Annotated in this window: 18 protein-coding genes; 9 read left to right on the plus strand and 9 right to left on the minus strand. The window is 69.3% G+C overall.

All coding sequences use genetic code 11. The features are described 5' to 3' along the window. Nucleotides 1–53: 53 nt before the first annotated feature. The 8 genes from AC3A84_RS18190 to AC3A84_RS18225 all read right to left on the minus strand — a co-directional run bounded on the left by AC3A84_RS18190 (nucleotide 54) and on the right by AC3A84_RS18225 (nucleotide 7,124). Complete coding sequence (locus tag AC3A84_RS18190) at nucleotides 54–1,391, minus strand: short-chain fatty acid transporter (RefSeq protein WP_487971423.1); 1,338 nt, start codon at nucleotides 1,389–1,391, stop codon at nucleotides 54–56. Nucleotides 1,392–1,462: 71 nt separating this feature from the next. Further along, nucleotides 1,463–2,191 (minus strand): SDR family oxidoreductase, encoded by a 729-nt coding sequence (locus AC3A84_RS18195; protein ID WP_487971424.1) that lies wholly within the window; start codon nucleotides 2,189–2,191, stop codon nucleotides 1,463–1,465. A 49-nt stretch (nucleotides 2,192–2,240) separates the two neighbouring features. Further along, nucleotides 2,241–2,537, minus strand: a complete 297-nt coding sequence (locus AC3A84_RS18200; RefSeq protein WP_487971425.1) for a YciI family protein — start codon at nucleotides 2,535–2,537, stop codon at nucleotides 2,241–2,243. Nucleotides 2,538–2,614: 77 nt separating this feature from the next. Further along, nucleotides 2,615–3,685 carry a cyclase family protein gene (locus AC3A84_RS18205; protein WP_487971426.1) on the minus strand — a complete coding sequence of 357 codons (1,071 nt, stop codon included), beginning with the start codon at nucleotides 3,683–3,685 and terminating at the stop codon, nucleotides 2,615–2,617. A 14-nt stretch (nucleotides 3,686–3,699) separates the two neighbouring features. Beyond that, on the minus strand, nucleotides 3,700–4,500 hold the full coding sequence (pcaD, locus tag AC3A84_RS18210) for a 3-oxoadipate enol-lactonase (RefSeq protein ID WP_487971427.1): 801 nt from the start codon (nucleotides 4,498–4,500) through the stop codon (nucleotides 3,700–3,702). Nucleotides 4,501–4,513: 13 nt separating this feature from the next. After that, nucleotides 4,514–5,722 carry a 3-oxoadipyl-CoA thiolase gene (pcaF, locus tag AC3A84_RS18215; RefSeq protein WP_487971428.1) on the minus strand — a complete coding sequence of 403 codons (1,209 nt, stop codon included), beginning with the start codon at nucleotides 5,720–5,722 and terminating at the stop codon, nucleotides 4,514–4,516. A 23-nt stretch (nucleotides 5,723–5,745) separates the two neighbouring features. Beyond that, entirely contained in the window at nucleotides 5,746–6,393 is a 648-nt protein-coding gene (locus AC3A84_RS18220; protein WP_487971429.1) for a 3-oxoacid CoA-transferase subunit B, read from the minus strand. 29 nt (nucleotides 6,394–6,422) lie between these two features. Beyond that, entirely contained in the window at nucleotides 6,423–7,124 is a 702-nt protein-coding gene (locus tag AC3A84_RS18225) for a 3-oxoacid CoA-transferase subunit A (RefSeq protein WP_487971430.1), read from the minus strand. A gap of 118 nt (nucleotides 7,125–7,242) precedes the next feature. On the opposite strand from AC3A84_RS18225, the gene AC3A84_RS18230 reads away from it, so the two are divergent. The 4 genes from AC3A84_RS18230 to AC3A84_RS18245 all read left to right on the plus strand — a co-directional run bounded on the left by AC3A84_RS18230 (nucleotide 7,243) and on the right by AC3A84_RS18245 (nucleotide 13,287). Further along, entirely contained in the window at nucleotides 7,243–8,046 is an 804-nt protein-coding gene (locus AC3A84_RS18230; protein WP_487971431.1) for an IclR family transcriptional regulator domain-containing protein, read from the plus strand. A gap of 173 nt (nucleotides 8,047–8,219) precedes the next feature. After that, complete coding sequence (locus AC3A84_RS18235) at nucleotides 8,220–10,055, plus strand: methyl-accepting chemotaxis protein (RefSeq protein WP_487971432.1); 1,836 nt, start codon at nucleotides 8,220–8,222, stop codon at nucleotides 10,053–10,055. Between the two features lie 75 nt (nucleotides 10,056–10,130). Beyond that, complete coding sequence (locus AC3A84_RS18240; protein WP_487971433.1) at nucleotides 10,131–10,565, plus strand: DUF1841 family protein; 435 nt, start codon at nucleotides 10,131–10,133, stop codon at nucleotides 10,563–10,565. A 151-nt stretch (nucleotides 10,566–10,716) separates the two neighbouring features. Further along, entirely contained in the window at nucleotides 10,717–13,287 is a 2,571-nt protein-coding gene (locus tag AC3A84_RS18245) for a bifunctional diguanylate cyclase/phosphodiesterase (protein ID WP_487971434.1), read from the plus strand. 109 nt (nucleotides 13,288–13,396) lie between these two features. Here the strand turns inward: AC3A84_RS18245 and AC3A84_RS18250 are convergent, their stop codons facing one another. Continuing rightward, nucleotides 13,397–14,059 carry a c-type cytochrome gene (locus AC3A84_RS18250; protein WP_487971435.1) on the minus strand — a complete coding sequence of 221 codons (663 nt, stop codon included), beginning with the start codon at nucleotides 14,057–14,059 and terminating at the stop codon, nucleotides 13,397–13,399. A gap of 101 nt (nucleotides 14,060–14,160) precedes the next feature. Here AC3A84_RS18250 and AC3A84_RS18255 point away from each other — a divergent pair, with 101 nt between their 5' ends. The 5 genes from AC3A84_RS18255 (at nucleotide 14,161) to AC3A84_RS18275 (ending at nucleotide 23,151) form a co-directional block, all read left to right on the plus strand. Continuing rightward, a complete protein-coding gene (locus tag AC3A84_RS18255) occupies nucleotides 14,161–15,015 on the plus strand; it encodes an AAA family ATPase (RefSeq protein WP_487971436.1) in 855 nt (284 codons plus the stop codon). An 18-nt stretch (nucleotides 15,016–15,033) separates the two neighbouring features. Beyond that, nucleotides 15,034–15,642, plus strand: coding sequence for a GNAT family N-acetyltransferase (locus AC3A84_RS18260; RefSeq protein ID WP_487971437.1), 609 nt, complete (start codon nucleotides 15,034–15,036; stop codon nucleotides 15,640–15,642). A 48-nt stretch (nucleotides 15,643–15,690) separates the two neighbouring features. Beyond that, entirely contained in the window at nucleotides 15,691–16,878 is a 1,188-nt protein-coding gene (locus AC3A84_RS18265; RefSeq protein ID WP_487971438.1) for a vWA domain-containing protein, read from the plus strand. A 126-nt stretch (nucleotides 16,879–17,004) separates the two neighbouring features. Continuing rightward, a complete protein-coding gene (locus tag AC3A84_RS18270) occupies nucleotides 17,005–18,873 on the plus strand; it encodes an autotransporter assembly complex protein TamA (protein WP_487971439.1) in 1,869 nt (622 codons plus the stop codon). Nucleotides 18,874–18,918: 45 nt separating this feature from the next. Next, nucleotides 18,919–23,151, plus strand: a complete 4,233-nt coding sequence (locus AC3A84_RS18275) for a translocation/assembly module TamB domain-containing protein (RefSeq protein ID WP_487971440.1) — start codon at nucleotides 18,919–18,921, stop codon at nucleotides 23,149–23,151. Nucleotides 23,152–23,196: the final 45 nt, after the last annotated feature.

Below are 23,196 nucleotides of genomic sequence, written 5' to 3' on the forward strand. Positions count from 1 at the left end.
TCTCCTTCGGGGGTTGAGCGAAATTCAGGCGGCCGAGCCGCCTCTCGGGAAACTCAGAGTTGCGGCCAGATCAGCATGGTGGCCGCGTAAATGGCGCCCACCAGCAGCATGGAAACCACGGTGTAGCCCATGATGTCCTTGAGCTTGAGCTTGGACAGCGCCAGCGCGGGCAGGATCCAGAAGGGCTGGACCAGATCGTTCCAGCCGTTGCCCAGCATCACCGACATGGCGGTCTGCGCCTGCGATGCGCCCAGCGTGCGGGCCGCGTCGATCATGAACGGGCCCTGCAGCACCCAGTGGCCGCCGCCCGAGGGCGCGAAGAAGTTGATGACGAAGGAACTGACGAAGCCCCAGAGCGGCAGCGTGGCCGCCGTGGAGATGTTCACGAACACGTGGGCGATGGACTCCACCAGCCCCGAGCCGTGCATGATCGCCATGATGCCGGCGTAGAACGGGAACTGCAGGATGATCCCGCCGATGGTCTTCACGCCCTCGTTGACCTTCTCCACGTACTGCATCGGCGTGCCCAGCAGCAGCACGCCGAGGAACAGGATGAAGAAGTTGATCATGTTCAGGTCGAGGTTGCCGCCCTTGATGAAGTGCATCGCCACATAGGCCATGCCGCACAGGCCGATCAGCAGGCTCAGCAGGCGGCTGTGGTTCAGGCGCCAGGCCAGCGTCTTCTCGTCGCCCAGAAGGCCTTCGGCGCTGGCGGCGGGTTTGGCATCCGCCACGGTGGCCGGGTCCAGCTCGATCACGGTCTCGCCGCGCTGGGGGTGCATGGCGGCATTGAGCAGCGGCAGCGTAACCAGCACGGCCAGGCTGGTGAGCAGGATGGGTGCGGAGAAGATGGTCTGCGTGAGCGGGATCAGGCCCATGCTGCCCTCGAACGCGTGGCCCTTGGTGGAGATCAGCACCGGGATCGTCGCCGAGAAGCCCAGGCTGTACATCGTGAAGCCGGTATAGGCCGAGGCGATGATGAGCGGGTAGTGCACGCCCTTGACCTTCAGCGCCAGCTTGCGGGCCATGATGCCGCCGATCACCAGGCCGAAGCCCCAGTTGAGATAGCTGCCCACGCCTCCCACGATGGTCGCGACAATGATGGCCTGGCGCGGCGTCTGCACGCGCGCCGCGATGCGGTCGAGAAAGCGGTCCACGATGGGGGCGGTGGCCAGCACGTAGCCCATCACCAGAATCACCGCCATCTGCGTGGTGAAGGCCAGCAGGCTCCAGAAGCCCTTGCCCCAGTCCTGTACCACGGCATCGATCGGGCGGCTCTCCACGCCGAAGGCCAGGGCCATGGTCAGCAGCGTCAGCAGGATCGCGAAGACGAACGGATCGGGCAGGTAGCGCCGCATCAGTTCGGTGAAGAAGGCCGTGATTTTCGACATGGAGTTGTCTCTTTGGAGTTGTGTGGATTTCTGAGAAAACGAAGGCGGATCCGGGGGACGAACGGCAGTCGTCAGACCCCGGCGACGCCTACCGTCATGCCGCCGCAGACATAGAGCACCTGGCCCGTGACGAAGCCGCTGCGCGCATCCAGCAGGTACGACACGGCATGCGCCACGTCATCGGGCGTGCCCACCCGCTTGACGGGCACCGCGTCGATGATGGCCAGCGTGCGCGGCGCATCGGGCGGGTTGGCGCGGTCGAACAGCTCGGTGCGGATGGGCCCGGGGCCGATGGCGTTGGCCGTGATGCCGTGGCGGCCCAGCTCCAGCGCCCAGACCCGCGTCATGCCGATCAGGCCGGCCTTGGTGGCCGAATACGCGGTGCGCAGTTCCTTGCCCAGGGCGGCGCGCGAAGACATGTTCACGATGCGCCCGAACCCCGCGGCCTGCATGCCCGGCAGCAGCGCCTGCATGCACTGCAGGCTGCAGCGCAGGTTTAGCGCCACGGCCAGATCGAACTGCTCCAGCGTCTGCTCCGCCGCCTCGGCGGGCACCACGATGCCCACGTTGTTGACCAGCCGCGTGATGGGGCCGCCGGCCAGTGCCTGCTGCAGCGCACGCGCCGTCTCCGCGGGGTTGGACAAGTCGGCCTGGATGCCGCCCGGCACGTGATCGACCGTGCGGTCAATGACGACCGGCTCGTAGCCGTCCGCACGGCAGCGCTCAGCCGTGGCCGCGCCGATGCCGGCGCCGCCGCCGGTGATGAGGACGCGCTCGCGCACGGAAACGGAGGAGTTCATGGAAGTCTTTCTGGGCAACGGGAAACGCCAAAGGAGCGCGTGACACGCGCTACAGGTAGCACTGCCCGTCCACATAGGCCTTGCGCCAGCGCGTGAGCGTGACCCGCTCGAACAGGCCGGCCGCGTGGAACGGGTCGGACTCGATGAAGCGCTGCGCCTCCTCGCGCGAATCCAGCGCCACCACGTAGAGGCCCCCGCCCAGGTCCCGGCCGTCGTCGTCCAGCTTGGCGCCGCAGGCCAGCAGCAGGGCCTTGTGCTGGTCGAGGAACTCCAGGTGCGCGGCGCGGTGGGCCTGGCGCACCTGCTGGTGGCCGGGCTTGTCGAAGGTTTCGATGATGAAAGGCATGTCGGCTCCTTCAGGAAGGCAGAAAAGCAAAGGCGAAGGCCTGGGCCGGGCGACGCCGCAGCAGGCGCATCGAGGACTCACACCGTGGCAACGGGCGTCACGGGCGAGCCCACGGCGCCGGGCAGGTTCAGCGGCGGCGCCGTCAGCAGGAAGCGGTGGCGGCCGTGCCCGCGCAGCCAGCGGGCCAGCGGCGTCAGGTGCCAGAGCTCGCCCAGGTGCACGCCCAGCTTGAACAGGCAGTGCTCGTGCAACGGCAGCGCGGCACAGCAGGCCGGGCCTGGGCGCGCAGGCAGGCCCTCGACGGCGTAGTTGTCGGCGGCGAGGGCGGCGAGCTGGCTGTCGGTGATCCACTGCAGCAGCTTCTCGTCGCGGCCGTCGAGCACCGCGCAGGCGCCTTGCAGCACGGCCGGATCGGGGTGGCGGCGCATGCCCAGCACCACATCGGCAAAGCCGGTGTGCAGGCAGACGATGTCGCCCGGCTCCACCGCCACGCCGTCGGCTTCCAGCACACGCATCAGCGCGTCGTAGCCGACCAGGGTGCGGGCGTCGCCCCAGTGGGCGCGCAGGTCGATCATCACGCCCCGGCCCTGCACACCGGTGCGGGCCATGTTCTCTATGCCCAAGGCATGCGCAGCCGAGGTGCTGGCGCCCGCGCGTGCCGTGGCTGGAACGCCCGTGTCGTCCAGGTGCAGCGGGCCCACGATATGGCGGCCGGCCGCATAGCCGTTGTAGTAAAGCGCTTCGGGCAGGCCGTCGCCGTTGGCGTCGAACATGGAGCCGGCATGCGCCAGGCTGTCCCACTGCGTGGAGTACTGCAGGTACAGGATGGCCAGGTCGTCCGACATCACGTCGGTGCGGCCCGGCTCCAGTTCGGCCAGCAGGCAGTTGAAGTTGACCAGCCCGCGGCGCACGGACGGGCGCAGCACCGGCGGATGGCGGGCCGGGTTGAGCGCGCTGCCGCCGGGGTAATCCAGCGGCAGGCTGAGCGCGAAACTCAGTCCCTCACGCACCTCCGCCACGCCCTGGCGCACCTTCTCGGGCGTGAGCAGGTTCAGTCGGCCCAGCTGGTCGTCGGGCCCGAAGTCGCCCCAGGTGGAGCCAGGCGGGCGCTGCTTCCAGCGAGGGTTCGTAGGCGGGGACGGTTCCATGGCGGCACTCCTTGCTAGGCGGCTCGCAGGAAGGCGGCCAGCGCGGCCTCGAAGGCCTCGGGCGCTTCGAGGTTCGAGAGATGCGAGGCCGGCACTTCGGCCAGCTGCGCGCCCGCGATGGCGGCCTGCATGGCCTGCGCGTCGGCCACCGTGGTCACCGGGTCGGCCATGCCGGCGATCAGCAGCGTGGGCACGGCGATGGCGCCGATGGCCGTGCGCAGGTCAGCCTGTGCCAGCGCTTCGCAGCAGGCGGCATAGCCTTCGGGCGGCGTGCCGGCGATCCAGCCTTGCGCGCGGCGCACCACGTCGGGCTGGGCGGCCGTAAAGGCTTCGGTGAACCAGCGCGCGGGCGACGAGGCCGCCAGCTCGGCCATGCCGGCCGCGCCCTTCTCGCGCACCATGGCGGCGCGGGTGGTCCAGCCATCGGCCGTGCCGATCCTGGCGGCGCTGTTGGCGACCACCAGGCGATCGAGCCGCTGCGGCGCGTTCACGCCCAGCCAAAGGCCGGTGAAGCCGCCCATGGAAATACCGCAGAAGCTGGCCTTGTCGATGCCCACCGCATCAAGCAGCGCGACCACGTCGCAGCCCAGCTGGTCGAAGGTGTAAGGCCCGGGCGAGGTCACGCTGTCGCCGTGGCCGCGCGTGTCGTAGCGCACCACGCGGTGGGTGCGGGCGAAGCGCTCGACCTGGGCGTCCCACATCTCCAGCGTGGTGCCCAGCGAGTTGGAAAGCACCAGGGCCGGCGCATCGGCGGGCCCCTGCACCCGCACGCGGAAGCTGCCCGCGGTGGTCTTCAGCACTTCGTTCATCGACATGTCGGCGCCCCGCTCACACGCGTTCCAGGATCACCGCAATGCCCTGTCCCACGCCGATGCACATGGTGCAGAGCGCATACCGCCCGCCCGTGGCGTGCAGCCGGTTGACGGCCGTGGTGGCCAGGCGCGCGCCGCTGGCGCCCAGCGGGTGGCCCAGGGCGATGGCGCCGCCCCAGGCGTTCACGCGCTCGTCGTCGTCTTGCAGGCCCAGCATGCGCAGCACGGCCAGGCCCTGGGCGGCGAAGGCTTCATTCAGCTCGATCACGTCGAGCTGCTCCAGCGTGAGCCCGGTCTGCGCCAGCACCTTCTGCGTGGCGGGCGCGGGGCCGATGCCCATCACGCGCGGCGCCACGCCGGCCGTGGCCATGCCGACCACCCGGGCCTTCGGCGTGAGGCCGTGCTTGGCGGCCGACGCTTCATCGGCCAGCAGCAGCGCGCAGGCGCCGTCGTTCACGCCGCTAGCGTTGCCGGCCGTCACTGTGCCGCCTTCGCGCACCACGCCCTTGAGGCGGGCGAGCGCCTCCAGGCTGGTGGCGCGCGGGTGCTCGTCCTGGTCCACCACGATGGCATCGCCCTTCTTCTGCGGGATAGTGACGGCGGTGATCTCGCGGGCCAGGTGGCCGGCCTGCTGGGCGGCCACGGCCTTGAGCTGGCTGGCCAGGGCCATGCGGTCCTGCGCTTCGCGCTCGATCCGGTATTCGTCGGCCACGTTCTCGGCCGTCTCGGGCATGGAATCCACGCCGTACTGCGCCTTCATCAGCTTGTTGACGAAGCGCCAGCCGATGGTGGTGTCATAGACCGCGTTGCTGCGGCTGAAGGCGGTTTCGGCCTTGGGCATGACGAAGGGCGCGCGGCTCATGCTCTCCACGCCACCCGCGATCATCAGGCCGGCCTCGCCCGCCTTGATGGCGCGCGCCGCCGTGCCCACCGCGTCCAGGCCGGAACCGCACAGGCGGTTGAGGGTGGCGCCGGGCACCTCCAGCGGCAAGCCGGCCAGCAGCGCGCTCATGCGGGCCACGTTGCGGTTGTCTTCGCCGGCCTGGTTGGCGCAGCCGTAGAGCACGTCGGTCACCGCGGCCCAGTCCACGTTCGGGTTGCGCGCCATCAGCGCCTTGAGCGGGATGGCGCCCAGGTCGTCGGTGCGCACGCTGGACAGCGCCCCTCCGTAGCGGCCGAAGGGCGTGCGGATGGCGTCGCAGATGAAGGCTTGCGAAGAGGTCATGGTGTCGTGTCTCCTTGAAGGGTTCAGGCGCGGCGGATGGGCAGGCCCACCAGGCGTTCGAGTTCGGCGTGCTCCAGGCCGGGCACGGCGTCGATCAGCGCCAGCCCGTCGGGCGTGCAGGCCAGCGTGGCGAGTTCGGTGTAGATGCGCTTGACGCAGCCGATGCCGGTGAGCGGGTAGCTGCATTGCGCCACCACCTTGGACTGGCCCTGCTTGGTCAGCAGATCCATCATCACCCAGGTCTGCTTGGCGCCGATGGCCAGGTCCATGGCCCCGCCCACGGCGGGAATGGCGCCGGGCTCGCCCGTGCTCCAGTTGGCCAGGTCGCCCGTGGCGCTGACCTGGAAGGCGCCCAGCACGCAGATGTCGAGGTGACCGCCGCGCATCATGGCGAAGCTGTCGGCATGGTGGAAATAGGCACCGCCCGGCAGCAGGGTGACGGGCTGCTTGCCGGCGTTGGTGAGGTCGTAGTCCTCCAGCCCCGCAGCCGGCGCCGGGCCCATGCCGAGGATGCCGTTCTCGCTGTGCAGGATGACCTCGCGGTCGGCCGGGATGTGGTTGGCGACCAGGGTCGGCTGGCCGATGCCCAGATTGACGTACGCCCCTTCGTGGATGTCCTGCGCCACACGGCGGGCCAGCTCATCCTTACTACGCTTTTGATAGCTGCTCACGCTGGTTCCTTCTACGCTCAAGGCCGATTTCATGCCGATTTCTTGAAGCCCGCGGCCTGCGTGGCCGTGCGCTCGACGCGCACGATCTGGCTCACGAAGATGCCGGGGGTGACGATGGCCTCGGGGTCCAGCCCGCCCAGTTCCACGATCTCGTGCACCGTGGCGATGGTCTGCCTGGCAGCGGTGGCCATCACCGGGCCGAAGTTGCGCGCCGACATGCGGTAGGTCAGGTTGCCCCAGCGGTCGCCGCGCTCGGCCTTGACGAGGGCCACGTCGCCGTGGATGGGGTACTCCAGCACGTACTGCCTGCCGCCGATCTCGCGGGTCTCCTTGCCCTTGGCTAGCTCGGTGCCGTAGGCCGTGGGGCAGAAGAAGGCGCCGATGCCGGCGCCGGCGGCGCGCAGGCGCTCGGCCAGGTTGCCCTGGGGCACCAGTTCCAGTTCGAGCTGGCCGGCGCGGTAGAGGCCGTCGAACACCTGACTGTCCACCTGGCGCGGAAAGCTGCAGATGATCTTGCGCACGCGGCCAGCCTTGAGCAGCGCGGCCAGGCCCGTCTCGCCATTGCCGGCGTTGTTGTTGACCACCGTGAGCTCGCGCGCGCCCTGCTCGATCAGGCCGTCGATCAGCTCGCCCGGAATGCCCGCCGTGCCGAAGCCGCCGATCAGCACCGTGGCGCCGTCCTGGATGCCGGCCAGGGCCTGGGCGACGGAATCCGCAATCTTGTTGATCATGTCGTTGGAGAAGGGGGGGAAGACGGGAGGGACAATCCGCCGGGCCGCCGCAATAGGCCGAGCCATTTGTTCGCCTATCGAACATTTGTTCGTATAATGAATTCTAGGACCATTCCCCATGGATGACACCCCCTCTTCGACTAGTGATAACCCTAGACCGGGCGACAGCTATGTGCAGTCGTTCGCGCGCGGGCTGGAGGTGATTCGCTCGTTTAGCGCCGCCGCCCCCCAGCAGACGCTGAGCGAGGTGGCCGCCGCCTCCGGCCTCACACGCGCCGGCGCCCGCCGCATCCTGCTCACGCTGCAGACGCTGGGCTATGTGGAAAGCGACGGCCGGCTGTTTCGCCTGACGCCGCGCATCCTCGACCTGGGCTTTGCCTACATCTCGTCCATGCCCATCTGGGATCTGGCCGAGCCGACCATGGAAGCGCTGGTGGACCAGCTGCACGAGTCGTGTTCGGCCGCCGTGCTGGATGGGCGCGACATCGTCTATGTGCTGCGCGTGCACACCCACAAGATCATGAGCACCAACCTGGGCGTAGGCTCGCGCCTGCCGGCCTTCTGGACTTCGATGGGCCGCATGCTGCTGGCCGGCCAGAGCGACGACCGGGTGCAGGCCCTGCTGGACGGTCTGCCGCGCCCGGCCCTCACCCCCCACACGCGCACCAGCGACGAGGACCTGCTGGCCGCCGTGCGCCAGGCCCGCACCCAGGGCTGGTGCCTCATCAACCAGGAGCTGGAGGAAGGCCTGATCTCCATCGCCGCCCCGCTGCGCAACCGCGCGGGCGAGACGGTCGCAGCGCTCAACATCAGCGGCCAGGCCAACCGCACCAGCGCGGAGATGATGCAGACCCAGTTGCTCCCCCACCTGCTCAAGGCGGCGGAAACCATTTCGCGGCTGCTGGGCACGCGGCGGCGCTGATCATTCCTGCCCGCGGAATGGCCTGAAATCCCGGTGGCGGTCGTGAAGGCGGCAGTGCAAAAGACCCACCATCGCCCTGCCGTCGACCGCTGATCTGAGCAAGCAGGGTGACAACTTGTCACAATCCGCACTTCCTCCGTCCTCCGACCCTCCACGTCACTAGCGCCCCTACCATGAAAAACCTCAAACTGGGCCCACGCCTCGGGCTGGGCTTCGCCCTCGTGCTTGTTCTCATGGCCCTGGTCACTGCACTGAACCTCGTGCGGCTGGGCCAGCAGGACAGCGTCTCGCAGAACCTCGTCGCCGAGATCTACCCCAAGGCCAACACCAGCCAGCAGCTGTCCTACGTGACGCTGGACCTCTCCCGCGTCGTACGCAACATCATCATCCTGAGCGACGAAGCGGAAATGGCACAAAACAAGGCCGTGATGGACAAGACCATCGCGCAGACGGCCGACTACATCGCCACGCTGGAACAGCTGGCCGATACGTCCGAGGAGCGCGCGCTGATCCAGGACATCAAGACCCACAGCGCGGCCTTTATCGCTTTCAGCAAGGACGTGGCCGAGCTGGGCTTGCAGAACAAGAACACGGAGGCGCAGCAGCTGCTGTTCAGCCCGCGCTATGCCACCCAGGGCGCCTATCTGGCCAGCCTGAAAAAGATGGTGGACTTACAGGAAAAGAACATGAAGGAAGGCGGTGCCGCTGCGCACACGGCCTACCTGCAAACCCGCACCATGGTGCTGGTCGCCTCTTTCATCGCGGCGCTGATGGCCGTGGGCTGCGCCATCGTCATCACCCGCTCCATCACCCGCCCTCTGCAGGAAGCCGTCGACGCTGCCGACCGCGTGGCCGACGGCAACCTGAGCGTGGCGATCCACACCGACGCCCGCGACGAAACCGGCGCACTGCTCAAGGCGCTTCAGCGCATGCAGGACAACCTGGTGAACACCGTGCGCACGGTGCGCGGCAATGCCGAGAGCGTGGCCACAGCCAGCGCCGAGATCGCACAGGGCAATGATGACCTCAGCCGGCGCACCGAACAGCAGGCGTCGGCCCTGGAGGAAACCGCTGCCTCCATGGAGCAGCTGGGCGGCACCGTGCGCCAGAACGCCGACAACGCCCGCCAGGCCAGCCAGCTGGCGCAGGAGGCCAGCGATGTGGCCGTCAAGGGCGGCGACGTGGTGAACCAGGTGGTGGACACCATGAAGGGCATCAACGAAAGCTCACGCAAGATCAGCGACATCATCTCGGTGATCGACGGCATCGCCTTCCAGACCAACATCCTGGCGCTGAACGCGGCGGTGGAAGCCGCCCGTGCAGGCGAGCAGGGCCGCGGGTTCGCCGTGGTGGCCAGCGAAGTGCGCAGCCTGGCGGGCCGCTCCGCCGACGCAGCCAAGGAGATCAAGGACCTCATCAGCACCAGTGTCGAGCGGGTGGACCAAGGCACGGCCCTGGTCGATCAGGCCGGCCACACGATGCAGGAAGTGGTGGCCTCGATCCGGCGGGTGACCTCCATCGTCGGAGAAATCAGCGCCGCCAGCCGCGAGCAGAGCGAAGGCGTGGGACAGGTAGGCGAGGCCATCTTGCAAATGGACCAGGCCACCCAGCAAAACGCCGCGCTCGTCGAAGAAAGCGCCGCCGCCGCGTCAGGCCTGCGCACGCAGGCCCATCAACTGGTCCAGGCGGTGGCTGTGTTCCAGCTCGCCCAGGGCAGCGGTAGCCACGTGGCGGCACCGTCGCCCACCCCGGCAGCGCAGCACTCGCCCGGCAGCACGGCCGCGGCAACGCCGGCGAAGTCCGCCAAGCTGGCCGCAGCGCGCCTGACGTCCGCCCCCGCGCCGGCCCGCAAGGCAGCATCCCCATCGGCAGCCCCCTCGCCGGCGCCCGTGGCCGCACCGGCCGCTCCATCCCAACCGCGCCCGGCCCTGGCCCCTGCGACCCCCAAGCCGGCGCCCGCCGCCACCGCCGGCAAGAAGCACGACGACGACGACTGGGAAACCTTCTGATCCCGGCATCGAATGCGCCCGTCCCCGGCAGCCGCGCTGCCGGGGACAGCCACAGCCCGTGCTACGCTGACCGCCATGTTCAATCCCTCTCAAGCCGACGTACGGCGCTTTTTCTGCAGCGTGTACGCCAAGGACCGGGCCGGCCAGCCCATGGAAGCGATCGAGACGCTCGCCAGCCTGTGGATTGCGGAACACCCGGAGTACCACGCCGACCTGGCCGACGTCGATGCGGCGCTGGCCCGCAACTACGACGAGACACCGGAGCGCACCAACCCCTTTCTGCACCTGTCCATGCATCTTTCCATTAGCGAGCAGTGCAGCATCGATCAGCCCCGGGGCATCCGCCAGGCGGTCGAACTGCTGGCCGCGCGGCTGGATTCGCTGCAGGACGCCCATCACGCCGCCATGGAATGCTTGGGCCAGATGCTGTGGGACAGCCAGCGTTCGGGCCGCCCTCCCGACGGCGACGCGTACGTCGCCTGCGTCCAGCGGCGCGCCACGCGCGATTGACCGCAGCGGCCGAAACGCCGCCCAAGTTGCTCATCATTTCATAGCACAATGACGCCATTGCAAAAGCGCTGCAAGCCTCAAAGATGACTCAACTGGACTCCCCATCCACCGCCGGCGGAACACCCCTGCGTGAAGCCGGCGTGGCACGCTGATGCATCCCCGCCGCTGGCAGCCATCGCTGCGCCTGGCCATCGCCCTCCCGATGGCATTGCTGTTCGCCTGCACCGTGGGGTTGATGGCAATCAGCCAGCACCAGCAGGTGCAGAACCTGATCGATCAGGAGAGCATGCGGCTGCTCAACGCCATCACCTCCACGGCGAACAGCCGCCTCTCCAGCTATCTCGACGGGCCGTTCCAGGCACAGCGCACGATGGCGGACGCGATCTCGCGCGAAGACCTCTACCGCCCCGGCGACATGCGCCACATAGCGAGCTACCTGATGGATGCCGTCTCGCGGCGCTATGCGGAGTACACACAGATCGGCGTGATGGGCTTCGGCGGCCGGGATGGCAGCTACGTCGCAGTGCGCCGGGCCGATGGCCTGCAACTCATCGAACAGGACCGCACCACCGGGGGGCGCCTGAACATCTACCGGGATGCCGACCCCCGGCATCTGTCTCGCTCCATCGAGGGCTTCGACCCCACCCGCAGGCCGTGGTATGTGGCGGCGACGCAGTCCGGCCGCTCCATATGGTCGCCCATCTACACCACGATCAGCACGCAGGGCGATGTGATCCTGTCCGCCACCACGCCTGTAGTGGTGGGTGGAGAGACCATCGGCGTGGTCGGCGCCGATGTCCGATTGGATGCGCTCCATCAATTCCTGCATGACGAGCCGCTGCGCGGCAACGGCATCATCTTCATTACCGAGCCCGACGGCCTGCTGGTGGCGCAGAGCGAACCGGAGCCCGTCATGGGCGAGCGCACCGGCTCATCGCCGCTCGCGCCGCGCACCCGGCGGGCCGCTGCCGCCAGCGCCAACCCGCTGATCCAGGCCGCGGCATCGCATCTGGCCGCTGCCACGCACGGCGACGCCACCTTCAGCATCCAGCAGGACGGTGCTGTGTATTTCGGCCGTGTCAGCCGCTTCACCGGCGCCCCCGGGCTCGACTGGCGCATCGTTGTGCTGCTGCCCGAGTCCGACCTGCTGGGCAACACGCGCACCCAGTTGCGCTACCGTACGATGGCTGCGGTGATGGGGGCCGTTCTGGCCCTGCTCGCAGCGCTCTGGGCCGTGCAGCGGGTGTCCCGCCCCATCCTGCAGACGGCCGAGGCCGCGAACCGGCTGGCGCAGGGCGACTGGTCGGCCGTGCCCGTCGACCGGGACTGGTTGCGGGAAACCGCCGCACTCTCGCAGGCCTTCAACGGCATGGCCTCGCAGCTGCAGCAATCCTTCGGGCAATTGCGCGATCAGCTCATGACCGACCAGCTCACCCGACTGCTGACCCGCCGCGGCCTGCTGGAGCGGGCAGACTGGCACGGCGAGCGCACCGTGGCCCTCACCCTGCTCGGGCTGGACGCCTTCCGCGCGCTCAACGACAGCGTGGGCTTCGGCACCGCTGACCGCCTGCTGCAGGCAGTGGCGGACCGGCTGCGCAGCCGTTTGCCCGAGCCGCTCTTGATCGCACGCACCGCCGGCGACGAGTTCGCGGTGCTGCACCTGGGTGTGGAAGGCCTCTCGGAACAGGCCATCGGCAAAGCCGTGCTCAATCTCTTCGCCATGCCGTTCACGGCAGGCGACGACGAACTGCAGATCAGCGCATCGGCGGGCGTGGTGGCAGGGCCGCTGCACAGCGCCGACTTGCCGGAATGGCTGCGCCGCGCCAGCATCGCCCTCGGCGAAGCCAAGCGCGGCGGCCGCAACCAGTGCGTAGTGTTCGAAGCGCCAATGATGGAGCGCTCGCTCGAACGCTCAAGCCTGCTGACCGAGCTGCGCCAAGGCCTCGACCGGGAGCAGCTGGTGGTGCATTACCAACCACTCATCGACCTGCCCACCGGCCGCGTGACCGGCGCCGAAGCACTGGTGCGCTGGAACCATCCCATTCGCGGGCTGGTGCCCCCCAACCTCTTCATTCCCCTGGCCGAAGAGTCCGGCCTGATCCTGCCGCTGGGCGAATGGGTGCTGCGCCACGCCACGCGAGCGATTGCCGAGCGCCTCGGCACGCTGCCTGCCGACTTCAACCTGCACGTGAACGTATCGGCACGGCAGCTCATCCAGTCGGACTTCACCACACGGCTCAAGCAGGTGCTGCGCTCCAGCGGACTGCCCGCCGGCCAGCTCACGCTGGAACTGACCGAGTCGCTCAGCATCGGCGATGGCGACACGGGTACACGCGCGCGACTGGCGGCCATCCGCGCCATGGGCGTGAAGATCGCCATCGACGACTTCGGCACCGGCTACTCGTCCCTCGCCTATCTGAACGACCTGCCGCTCGACTGCCTCAAGATCGATCAGCGCTTCGTGCGCACGCTGCTGCAGTCGCCGCAGGACGCGGCCATCGTGGCATCAGTGCTCAGCCTCGCCCGCGGCCTGGGCGTGCCGGTGGTGGCCGAAGGCGTGGAAACCGAGTCGCAGGCCGAGGCCCTGCGCGGCATGGGCTGCGACGCCGCCCAGGGCTACTGGCTGGGACGGCCGGTCCCTTTGGATGCACTCAACCTCGCATCGCGCACGATCGGCCCGCAGCCGGGCAAAGACAGGGCCGACCACGACACCGCCGCCTGAGGCGGCCCGAGGGCGTCAGACGCCCCACGCGCCAGAAAGAAAAAAGAAAAGGCCCGGTCGATCCGGGCCCTGGAAAGACAGATGGCTGGGCGGCCGCGAAGACCGTATTTCAGCGAAAGCGCGGCTGCGGCACTACCTGGAGATCGCCATCCAGCGAAGCGATGTAGCCCGCCATCGCCTTGAGCTCGGCATTCGTGAACTGCTTGGCGACGCCGGCCATGACGGCGTTGGAGCGCCCCACCTTCGGGTTCTTCTCGGTCTTGTACGCCTTCAGCGCCACGTAGAGATAGTCGGCATGCTGGCCGGCGATCTTGGGATAGGAGGCATTGATGGGCTGCGCGAAGTTGGCGCCGTGACAGGACACGCAGGCACCCTTTTGCAGCAGCGCGGCCACCTGGGCACTGGGTTCGCGGCCGGGCCGGGGCGGCGGCGCGGCATGGCCCACGGACTGCCCTGCGTAGTAGGCAGACACATCGGCGATGTCCTGTTCGGAAAGCGAGTCGGCGATGCCGCGCATGGTGGGATGGCGGCGGTCACCCTTCTTGTAGGCGTCGAGAGCGGAGGCGATGTAGGCCTCGCCCTGGCCCGAGATCATGGGCACCTTGTAGACCTCGGGAAAACTCGCCTGGTAGCCCGGGATGCCGTGGCAGCCGATGCACATGGCCACCTTCTTGCTGCCGGCCTGCACGTCGCCCTTGGCCGCCTCGGCCAGCGCCACACCCGTCGCACACGCGACAACCAAGCCGAATACCGTGTTCCGTGTCTTGTTCATTTTGCGCGCACAATTCCGTGGGTGGTTGTCTCTCTAATGAGCAGAAATTATAGGAGGGGGTCCCCAGCTCCCTTTATCAACGATTACCCTATTCACGGCCCATGAAATTCCAAGGTTCCGAGAGTTACGTCGCCACCCAAGACCTGAAACTGGCGGTCAATGCCGCCATCACGCTGCAGCGCCCGTTGCTGGTCAAGGGAGAGCCCGGCACTGGCAAGACCATGCTGGCCGAAGAGGTCTCGCGCGAGCTGGGCCTGCCGCTGCTGCAGTGGCACGTGAAGTCCACCACCAAGGCGCAGCAGGGCCTCTACGAGTACGACGCGGTCAGCCGCCTGCGCGACAGCCAGCTGGGCGATGCCGACAGCAGCGAGCGCGTGAAGGACATCCGCAACTACATCGTGCAGGGCGTGCTGTGGCAGGCCTTCACCGCCGATCAGCCGGTGGCCCTTCTGATCGACGAGATCGACAAGGCCGACATCGAATTCCCGAACGATCTGCTGCGCGAGATCGACCGCATGGAGTTCTATTGCTACGAGACGCGCGAACTCATCCGCGCCAAGCACCGACCACTGGTGTTCATCACGTCGAACAACGAAAAGGAGCTGCCGGACGCATTCCTGCGCCGCTGCTTCTTCCACTACATCAAGTTCCCTGACGCGGACACCATGCGCCAGATCGTGGCTGTGCACTTCCCCACACTCAAGGGCGAGCTGCTGGCCGTGGCGATGAAGACCTTCTACGACGTGCGCGCCCTGCCCGGCCTGAAGAAGAAACCCTCCACCAGCGAGCTGATCGACTGGCTCAAGCTGCTCGTGGCCGAAGACATCCCGCTCGCTGCGCTGCAGAGCGCCGACCAGAAGGTCGCCGTGCCGCCGCTGGTGGGCGCGCTGCTCAAGAACGAGCAGGATGTGAGCCTCTTCGAGAAGCTGGTCTTCATGAACCAGCGCAACCGCTGACAGCGCCAGGAACACGCCGTGGCAGCAGCTGCTTTCGTCAAACCCGTCACGCTGGAGGGCCGCGGCGTGCGCCTGGAACCGCTGTCGCTGGAGCACGAGGCCGGCCTGGCCGCAGCCGCCGCCGACGGCGCGCTCTGGAACCTGCGCATCACCTCGGTGCCCGAGCCCGAGAACACGCGCGCCTACATCGAAACGGCGCTGCAGGGCCGCGCCGACGGACACCGCTTCGCCTTCGCGGTGCTGGACGATGCCTCCGGCCGCGTGCTGGGCACCAGCAGCTACCACGACATCGTGCCGGCCCTCCAGCGGCTGGAGATCGGCTGGACCTGGTATGCGAAGAGCGTGCAGCGCACGCACGTCAACACCACGGCCAAGCTGCTGCTCATGGCGCATGCCTTCGACACGCTGGGCTGCCACGTCGTGGGCTGGCGCACCGACAACTTCAACTTCGCCTCGCAGCGCGCCATCGAGCGCCTGGGCGCCAGGAAGGACGGCGTGCTGCGTGGCCACGCGCTGCGGCGCGACGGCACCATCCGCGACACCGTGATGTACAGCATGCGCAGCGGCGAATGGCCCGAGGCCCGCGCCCAGCTGCTCTATCTTTTGCAGCGCCACGCCCAGGCCTGACGCGCGCAACCGGCCATCCAGATCCTTGAACACCAGGAAGCACCGGGCATGCTGATCGACTTCTTCTACACGCTGCGCGCCGCCGCGCTGCCCGTTTCAGTGAAGGAGTACCTGACACTGCTGGAGGCCCTGCAGGCCGGGGTGGTGGGCCCCCGCTCGGACGACGGCTGGAGCCTCGACGACTTCTACCATCTGGCCCGCACCGTGCTGGTCAAGGACGAGAAGCACTTCGACAAGTTCGACCGGGCCTTCGGCGCCTACTTCAAGGGCGTGGAGATGGTGGCCGACTTCCGCAAGGAGATTCCGGCCGACTGGCTGCGCCAGGTGCTGGAGCGCGAGCTCACGCCCGAGCAGAAGGCCGCCATCGAAAAGATGGACTGGGACGAGCTGATGGAGACGCTGAAGAAGCGCCTCGAAGAGCAGCAGGAGCGGCACGAGGGCGGCAGCAAGTGGATCGGCACCGGCGGCACCAGCCCCTTCGGCCACGGGGGCTACAACCCGCAGGGCGTGCGTATCGGCGGCCCCGGCAAGAACAAGAGCGCGGTCAAGGTCTGGGACCAGCGCGCCTACCGCGACTACGACGACACGCAGGAGCTGGGCACGCGCAACATCAAGATGGCGCTGCGCCGACTGCGCCGCTTCGCGCGCGAAGGCAATGCGCTGGAGCTGGATCTGGACGACACCATCCGCAGCACGGCCGCCAACGCGGGCTACCTGGACATCAAGATGATCCCGGAGCGCCACAACAACGTGAAGCTGCTGCTGCTCATGGACGTGGGCGGCACCATGGACGAGCACGTGCAGCGCGTGGAGGAGCTCTTTTCCGCCGTCAAGAGCGAGTTCAAGCACCTGGAGTTCTATTACTTCCACAACTGCGTCTACGACTTCATGTGGAAGAACAACCGCCGCCGCTTTGCCGAGAAGTTCCCGACCTGGGACATCATCCGCAAGTACAACAAGGACTACAAGCTGGTCTTCGTGGGGGACGCGACCATGAGCCCCTACGAGATCCTGCAGCCCGGCGGCAGCGTGGAATACAACAACGAGGAAGCCGGCGCCGAGTGGCTCTCGCGCCTGCTGCATGCCTTCCCGCGCCATGCCTGGATCAATCCCGAGCCCCAGGGCGTGTGGCAGTACCGCCAGAGCATCGCCATCATCCAGCAGATCCTCGGCCAGCGAATGTTCCCGCTGACCCTCAAGGGCCTGGAGGAGGCGATGCGGCTCTTGTCGAAATAGTCCTACGGGCGGGATGGAAGCCCGAGGGCGCGGCGCAGCACGTTAAGCTGACACCATGCGCCACCATTCTTCGGGCTCCCTTTCTTGAAAGCACTTCTCTCCACCGCATTGCGACGGCCCTGCCTCATGCTCCGCCGGTCCTTGCTGCTGCCGTTGATCTGCGGGGTGCTGGCGCTGCAGGGCTGCAGCCTGCTGCCGGGCGGCAAGCAGGACGATGCCGAGAGCGACGCGAACGCCACGCAGACGCTGGGCGATGCCAACGCGCCCGACGCCTTCTCCCTCCAGGTGCAGGCTCCCAAGGACATCGCCGAATACCTCACGCGGTATATGGAGCTGCAACGCTACCGCAAGCTGCCCGGCCTGCAGGCGAGCGAACTGTCGCGCCTGCTGGGCGCGGCCGACACCAACGCGCGTGACCTGCTGGGCACGATGGGCTATTTCAGCCCCACCATCACCATCGAGATGCGCGAGAGCGCCGCACCCGATGAGCCGCCGCGCACCATCACCGTGACGGTGGCTCCCGGGCCGCGCACCGTGGTGCAAAGCGCTGACATTCGCTTTACCGGCCCAAGCGCCGATGCCCCCCGCTTCGCCAACCGGCGCGCGAGCATCCAGCGCAGCTGGTCGCTGCCGCCCGGCCAGCCCTTTACGCAAGAAGCCTGGGACAGCGCCAAGTCGCAGGGCCTGCGCCAGTTGCAGACGCGGCGCTACCCCACCGCTCGCGTCGATGCGAGCCGCGCCGAGATCGACGCCGACAAGAGCGAAGCCAAGCTCTCTGTCACCTACGACCCCGGCCCTGCCTACCGTTTCGGCCCGATGCGCGTGTCGGGCAGCGAGCGCTACGACCCCGATGGCGCACGACGCATCGCCCGGCTTCCCGTCGGCTCCGACTACAGCGAATCGGCGCTGCTCGACGCCCAGCAGCGCCTGGCCAGCAGCGGTTATTACGACGCGGTGTTCCTCTCGCTCGACACCGATGGCAACGACCCGCAGGCCGCGCCGGTGGTCGCCCAGGTGCGCGAGGCGCCGCTGCAGAAGGTCGTCTTCGGCGTGGGCGTTTCCACCGACAGCGGCCCGCGCCTGAGCCTGGACCACGTCCACAACCGCATGCCCTGGCTGGGCTGGCGTGCCGTCAGCAAGCTGTCGGTGGACCGCAAGAACAAGCTCGCTTCCACCGAGTGGACGGCGCTACCGGAAGAATCCGGCTGGCGCTGGTTCACCGGCGCACAGGTGCAGCGCGAGACCACGGGCAGCTACGAGGTCAACAGCGGCCGGGTGCGAGGCGGCCGCACCAAGAGCACCGACCGCATCGACCGCAGCTACTTCCTGCAGTACGACATCGCCAAGAGCCAGGGCGAGAGCGCCCCGCCCTCCAGCTCGGCGGTCAGCGCCAATTACGGCTGGACGGGCCGCTACTTCAACAACAACACCGCTCCCACGCGCGGCTGGGGCCTGGGCGCCGAGCTGGGCGTGGGCACCACGCTGCGGCCCGAGCGCGCCCCCTTCATCCGCGCTCTGCTGCGCTGGCAAGGCTTCGTGCCGCTGGGCACGGTGGACATGGGCGAGGGGATCAAGCGCGGCAGCCGGCTGTCGCTGCGCGCCGAAGGCGGCGCCGTGCTCGCCCGCCAAGGCGCCAACATCCCCGTCACCCAGCTGTTCCTGACCGGTGGCGACACCACCGTGCGCGGCTACGGCTACCGCAAGATCGGTGCGCGCACCGACAACGACACGCTCTACGGCGGCCGCTACATGACCGTGGGCAGCGTCGAATGGCAGCGCCCCATCGAACTGCGCGGCAACCGCACCGACTTCGAGAGCGCCGTCTTCATCGATGCCGGCGCGGTGGCCGACCGTGTGGGCGAGCTGCAGCCCCGCGTGGGCGTGGGCGCAGGCCTGCGCTGGCGCAGCCCGGTGGGCCCGCTGCAAGCCGACGTGGCCTATGGCGTGAAGACCCAGGAGGTGCGGCTGCACCTGCGGCTGGGCTTCAGTTTCTAATCCATCATCTTTTTTCCCGGACCAGGCGTGCGCGCCGACACCCGCATGGCCACACACCAGACACCGAACCCCTACGCTGCCGCCGTGGCGCCCCGGCCCCCGCCGCGTCAGCGCCGCGGCTGGCGCATCGCCGGCTGGACCATCGCCGCCCTGTTCGCACTGCTGGCCGTCGTGCTTGGCGGCGCCTGGTGGTGGGCCGGCAGCGACACCTCGCTTGCCGCCGCCCTGAGCCGCGCTGCCCGCTACCTGCCTGCCGGCCAGACGCTGGAGAGCCGCGACGTCACCGGCTCGCTGCGTGGCGGCGGGCGCATCGGCTGGCTGCGCTGGAGCAGCCCGGGCCTGGCCGTGGAAGTCGATGACGCACGCATCGGCTGGCGCCTGGCGCCGCTGGTGCTGGGCCGCCGGGTGCAGCTGGGCGAAGTGCATGCGGCGCGCGTGCAGATGATCCCGCAGGCCACCGAAAAGGCCGCCGGCCCCGTGCAGCCGCTGCAAAGCCTGCCGCTGCCCGTGCAGGTGGACCTGCCTTTCCGCATCGACCAGCTGGTGTGGTCCCCGCCCACATCCAAGCCGCTCCACATCGCTCAGCTGGCGGGCCGCTACGACTACGACGGCAGCCGCCACCAATTGGTGATCGAGAACATCGACATCGCCCAAGGCAGCTACTTCGGCCGCGCCACGCTGGGCGCGCAGGCACCCATGCCGCTCGACGCGCAGCTGAACGGCAAGGTCCGCACCGCCCCACCCGGCGGCGGCGCAGAGCTGGAGGCCACGGTTCACGCCACCGTGCAGGGCACGCTGGCCACGGAGGCCGCGCGCCTGCAGGTGGCAGCGCAGCTGCGCTCGTCGCTCGGCGACGGCGATGCGGCCCCACCAGCATCGGCAGCTGCGGCACGCGCCGCAGAGCCGGCACCGCGCAAGACCGCAACGGCAGCCGCACCCGTGCTGCCCGCCGAGCCCATGCAGGCCGACGTGCAGGCCCAGATCGCCCCGTGGGCGCCGCAGCCGCTGCTGCAGGCCCAGGCCGCCCTGCGCGCGCTGGATCTGGCCGCGATCTGGCCACAGGCCCCCGTCACCCGCCTGAGCGGCGAGGTGCGCGCCGAGCCCACGGCCGCCACCTCCGCAGGCCCCGCCGTGGGCAACGGCGCGGCCGCCGCCGCCGCCGGCTGGAATATCTCCGCGCAGCTGAAGAACGCCCTGCCCGGCCCCTGGGACCGCCAGCGCCTGCCGGCCAGCACCATCGAGGCCCGCGCCGCCTTCGACGGCACGCAGTGGACCGTGCCCCAGGCCGCCATCACCGTGGGCGAGAACCAGGGCCGGCTGGAGGCCGAGGGCACATACACCCCCGCCACCCGCGCCCTGCAGGGCCGCGTGAAGCTACGCGACCTGCGCCCCGACGCCGTGTACAGCACGCTCGACCGCGCGCCGCTCTCCGGCACCGCCACCGCTCGCGGCGACGACGACGGCCTCATCCGCTTCACGGCAGACGTGCGCAGCGCGACCGCCGCTGCAGCGCGCACCGGCGGCCGGCCGGCCGGCACCGCTCCGCTGCGCATCGACCGCCTGGCCGCCGAGGGCAGCTGGCGCGACGGCCGGCTGGATCTGGCCCGCCTGCAGCTCGACGGGCTGCAGGCCCAGATCAGCGCACGGCAGGTGCAGATCGACACCGCCGGCCTCTCCGGCCGGGGCCAGCTACAGGCCGCCGTGCCCGGCGCCAGCCTACAGGCCAACGGCCAGATGGCACCACGCTCCGGCGCCGGCACGATGGACCTGAAGGTGGCCGATGCCCAGCGCCTTCAGCGCTGGATCGAGACCCTGCCCGGCGGCGCAGGCGCGCTGCAGGGCGCCCTGCTGGAAGGCAACGCCACCCTGGCCACCCGCTGGAACGGCGGCTGGCAGACGCTGCAGCGGCAGCTGCACGCGGCAGGCCTCCTGGGCGGTGCGGCCCCTGAAGGCGGTGCAGGTGGCAGCGGCTTCACGCTGCAGGCCCAGCTCGACACCCCGCGCCTGAAGGCCGATCTGCCGCCCCGGCCGGGCACCAACACCGGCCCGCAATCCCTGCAACTGACCGACGTACAGGCCAATCTTTCGGGATCGCTCCAGCAATTCACCCTGGCTTGGGACGGCCACCTGCGCCAGGGCGAGCAACGCGCCACCCTGCGACTGCGTGCCGGTGGTGGCCATGCCGGCGCGCCGGGCAACTGGCGCGCCCAGATCGGCGAATTGCGCGTGGTGGCCTCCATCGACAAGCAGCCCGGCCCGTGGACGCTGCAGCTCGCGCAGCCGCTCTCGGTGACGGCGCGCCAAAAGCCCACCCTGCTGATCGAAACCTCGGCCGGCGGCGCCAGCGTGACCGGGCCCCTGCCCGGCACGGCCCGCCTGAACTGGCAGCCCGTGCGCTTCGCACAGACCGCCAAGGGCGGCGTGCAGCTGCGCACGCAGGGCGAACTGCAGGGCCTGCCCACGTCCTGGGCCGATGCCTTCGCCGGCAACGACGGCCCCTGGCTGCAGCGCCTGGGCCTGTCCAGCAATGTGGTGCTGGGCGGCGAGTGGAGCATCGATCTGGGTGACACCCTGCGCGCCAGCGCCACCGTGCGCCGCGCGAGCGGCGACCTGCGCATCCTGGCCGGCGATATCGGCAGCGTGCCGTCCACCGTCGTGGTGCGCAGCAGCGGCCAAGGCGCGGGCAAGGGCGCCGCGCAGGTAGGCGACGGCTCGGGCACGATGGCCGGTATCCGCCAGGCCGAAATGCGCATCGACGCCGAAGGCGATGCCGTGCGCGCCCGCCTGCTGTGGGACAGCGAGCGCGCCGGCCGGCTGCAGGCCGATGGCGGCACGCGGCTCGCCCGCGGGACGGACGGCGGCTGGCTCTGGCCGGTCGATGCGCCACTCGCGGCCACCGTCAAAGCGCAGCTGCCCGACGTAGGCGTGTGGTCCGCCCTCGCGCCGCCGGGCTGGCGCGTCAAAGGCACGCTGCAGGCCGACGCCACCCTGTCAGGCACCCGCACCGCACCGCGTTGGAACGGCACGCTGGGCGCCGACCAGATGGCCGTGCGCTCGCTGCTCGACGGCGTTGATCTGCAGGATGGCCGGATGCGCGCCGTGCTGCGCGGCGACCGGCTGGAGATCACCGAATTCCGCGTGAACGGCGGGCAGGGCAGCAACGCCCGCATCCCGGGCTTCAGCGGCAACCTCACCCCGGCACCGACAAGCGGCGGCACGCTGACGGGCACGGGCACCGTTTCGTGGGCCGGTGCGCAGGGCGGCGCCGCAGGCGGCTCCGGCATCGCCATGGATTTCAACGCCCAGGCGCGCGCCCTGCAGGTACTGGTGCGCGCCGACCGGCAGGTCAGCATCTCGGGCAACGTGCAGACGCGGCTGCAGAACGGCCAGCTCACGCTGCGCGGCAAGCTCACCACCGACCGGGCCACCATCATCCTGCCCGAGGCCGGCGCACCGACGCTGGGCTCCGACGTGGTGGTGCGCTCGGCCGCGAAGGACCGCGAGGCCATGGCGCAGGCCCTGAAGGCCGCCCAGGCCGAGGCCCGGGTCGAAGCCACCCGCCCGCCGGACATCGCCATCACCCTCGACCTGGGCAATGACTTCGCGCTGCAGGGCTACGGCATCACCACGCGCCTGGCCGGCGATCTGGACATCCGCAGCACCAGCACCGCCGGCGCGCCGCCGCGCGTGACGGGCGAGATCCGCACCGTCCAGGGTCGCTACCGCGCCTGGGGCCAGTCGCTGGACGTCGAAACCGGCCTGCTGCGCTTCAACGGTCCCTACGACAACCCCGCGCTGGACGTGCTGGCCATCCGCCCGAACATCAGCGTGCGGGCCGGCGTACAGGTCAGCGGCACGGCCAAGATGCCCCGCGTGCGCCTGTACTCCGACCCCGACCTGCCCGATGCCGAAAAGCTCTCCTGGGTGGTGCTGGGTCGCAGCGCCGCCGCCGGCGGAGCCGAAGCCGCGCTGCTGCAACAGGCCGCACTCGCGCTGCTCAGCGGCAACGGCGACGGCGGCTCGGGCAACTTCGCCCGCCGCCTGGGCCTGGACGAGATCGGTTTCCGCGGCCCCGGCAGCGGCGAAGACGCCAGCGGAGCAGCGCTGACCTTCGGCAAGCGCCTGTCCAAGGACCTGTATGTGACCTATGAGCGCAGTCTCTCGGGCGCCCTGGGCACGCTCTACATCTTCTATGACCTGTCCCGGCGCCTCACCCTGCGCGGCCAGACCGGCGCGCAGAGCGCGGTGGATCTGATCTACACGCTGCGCTACAACTGAGCCCGGCAGGCCCTGCCAGTGCCACCGGCAGGGTTTCAGGCAGAA

Source organism: Paracidovorax sp., from assembly GCF_057642795.1.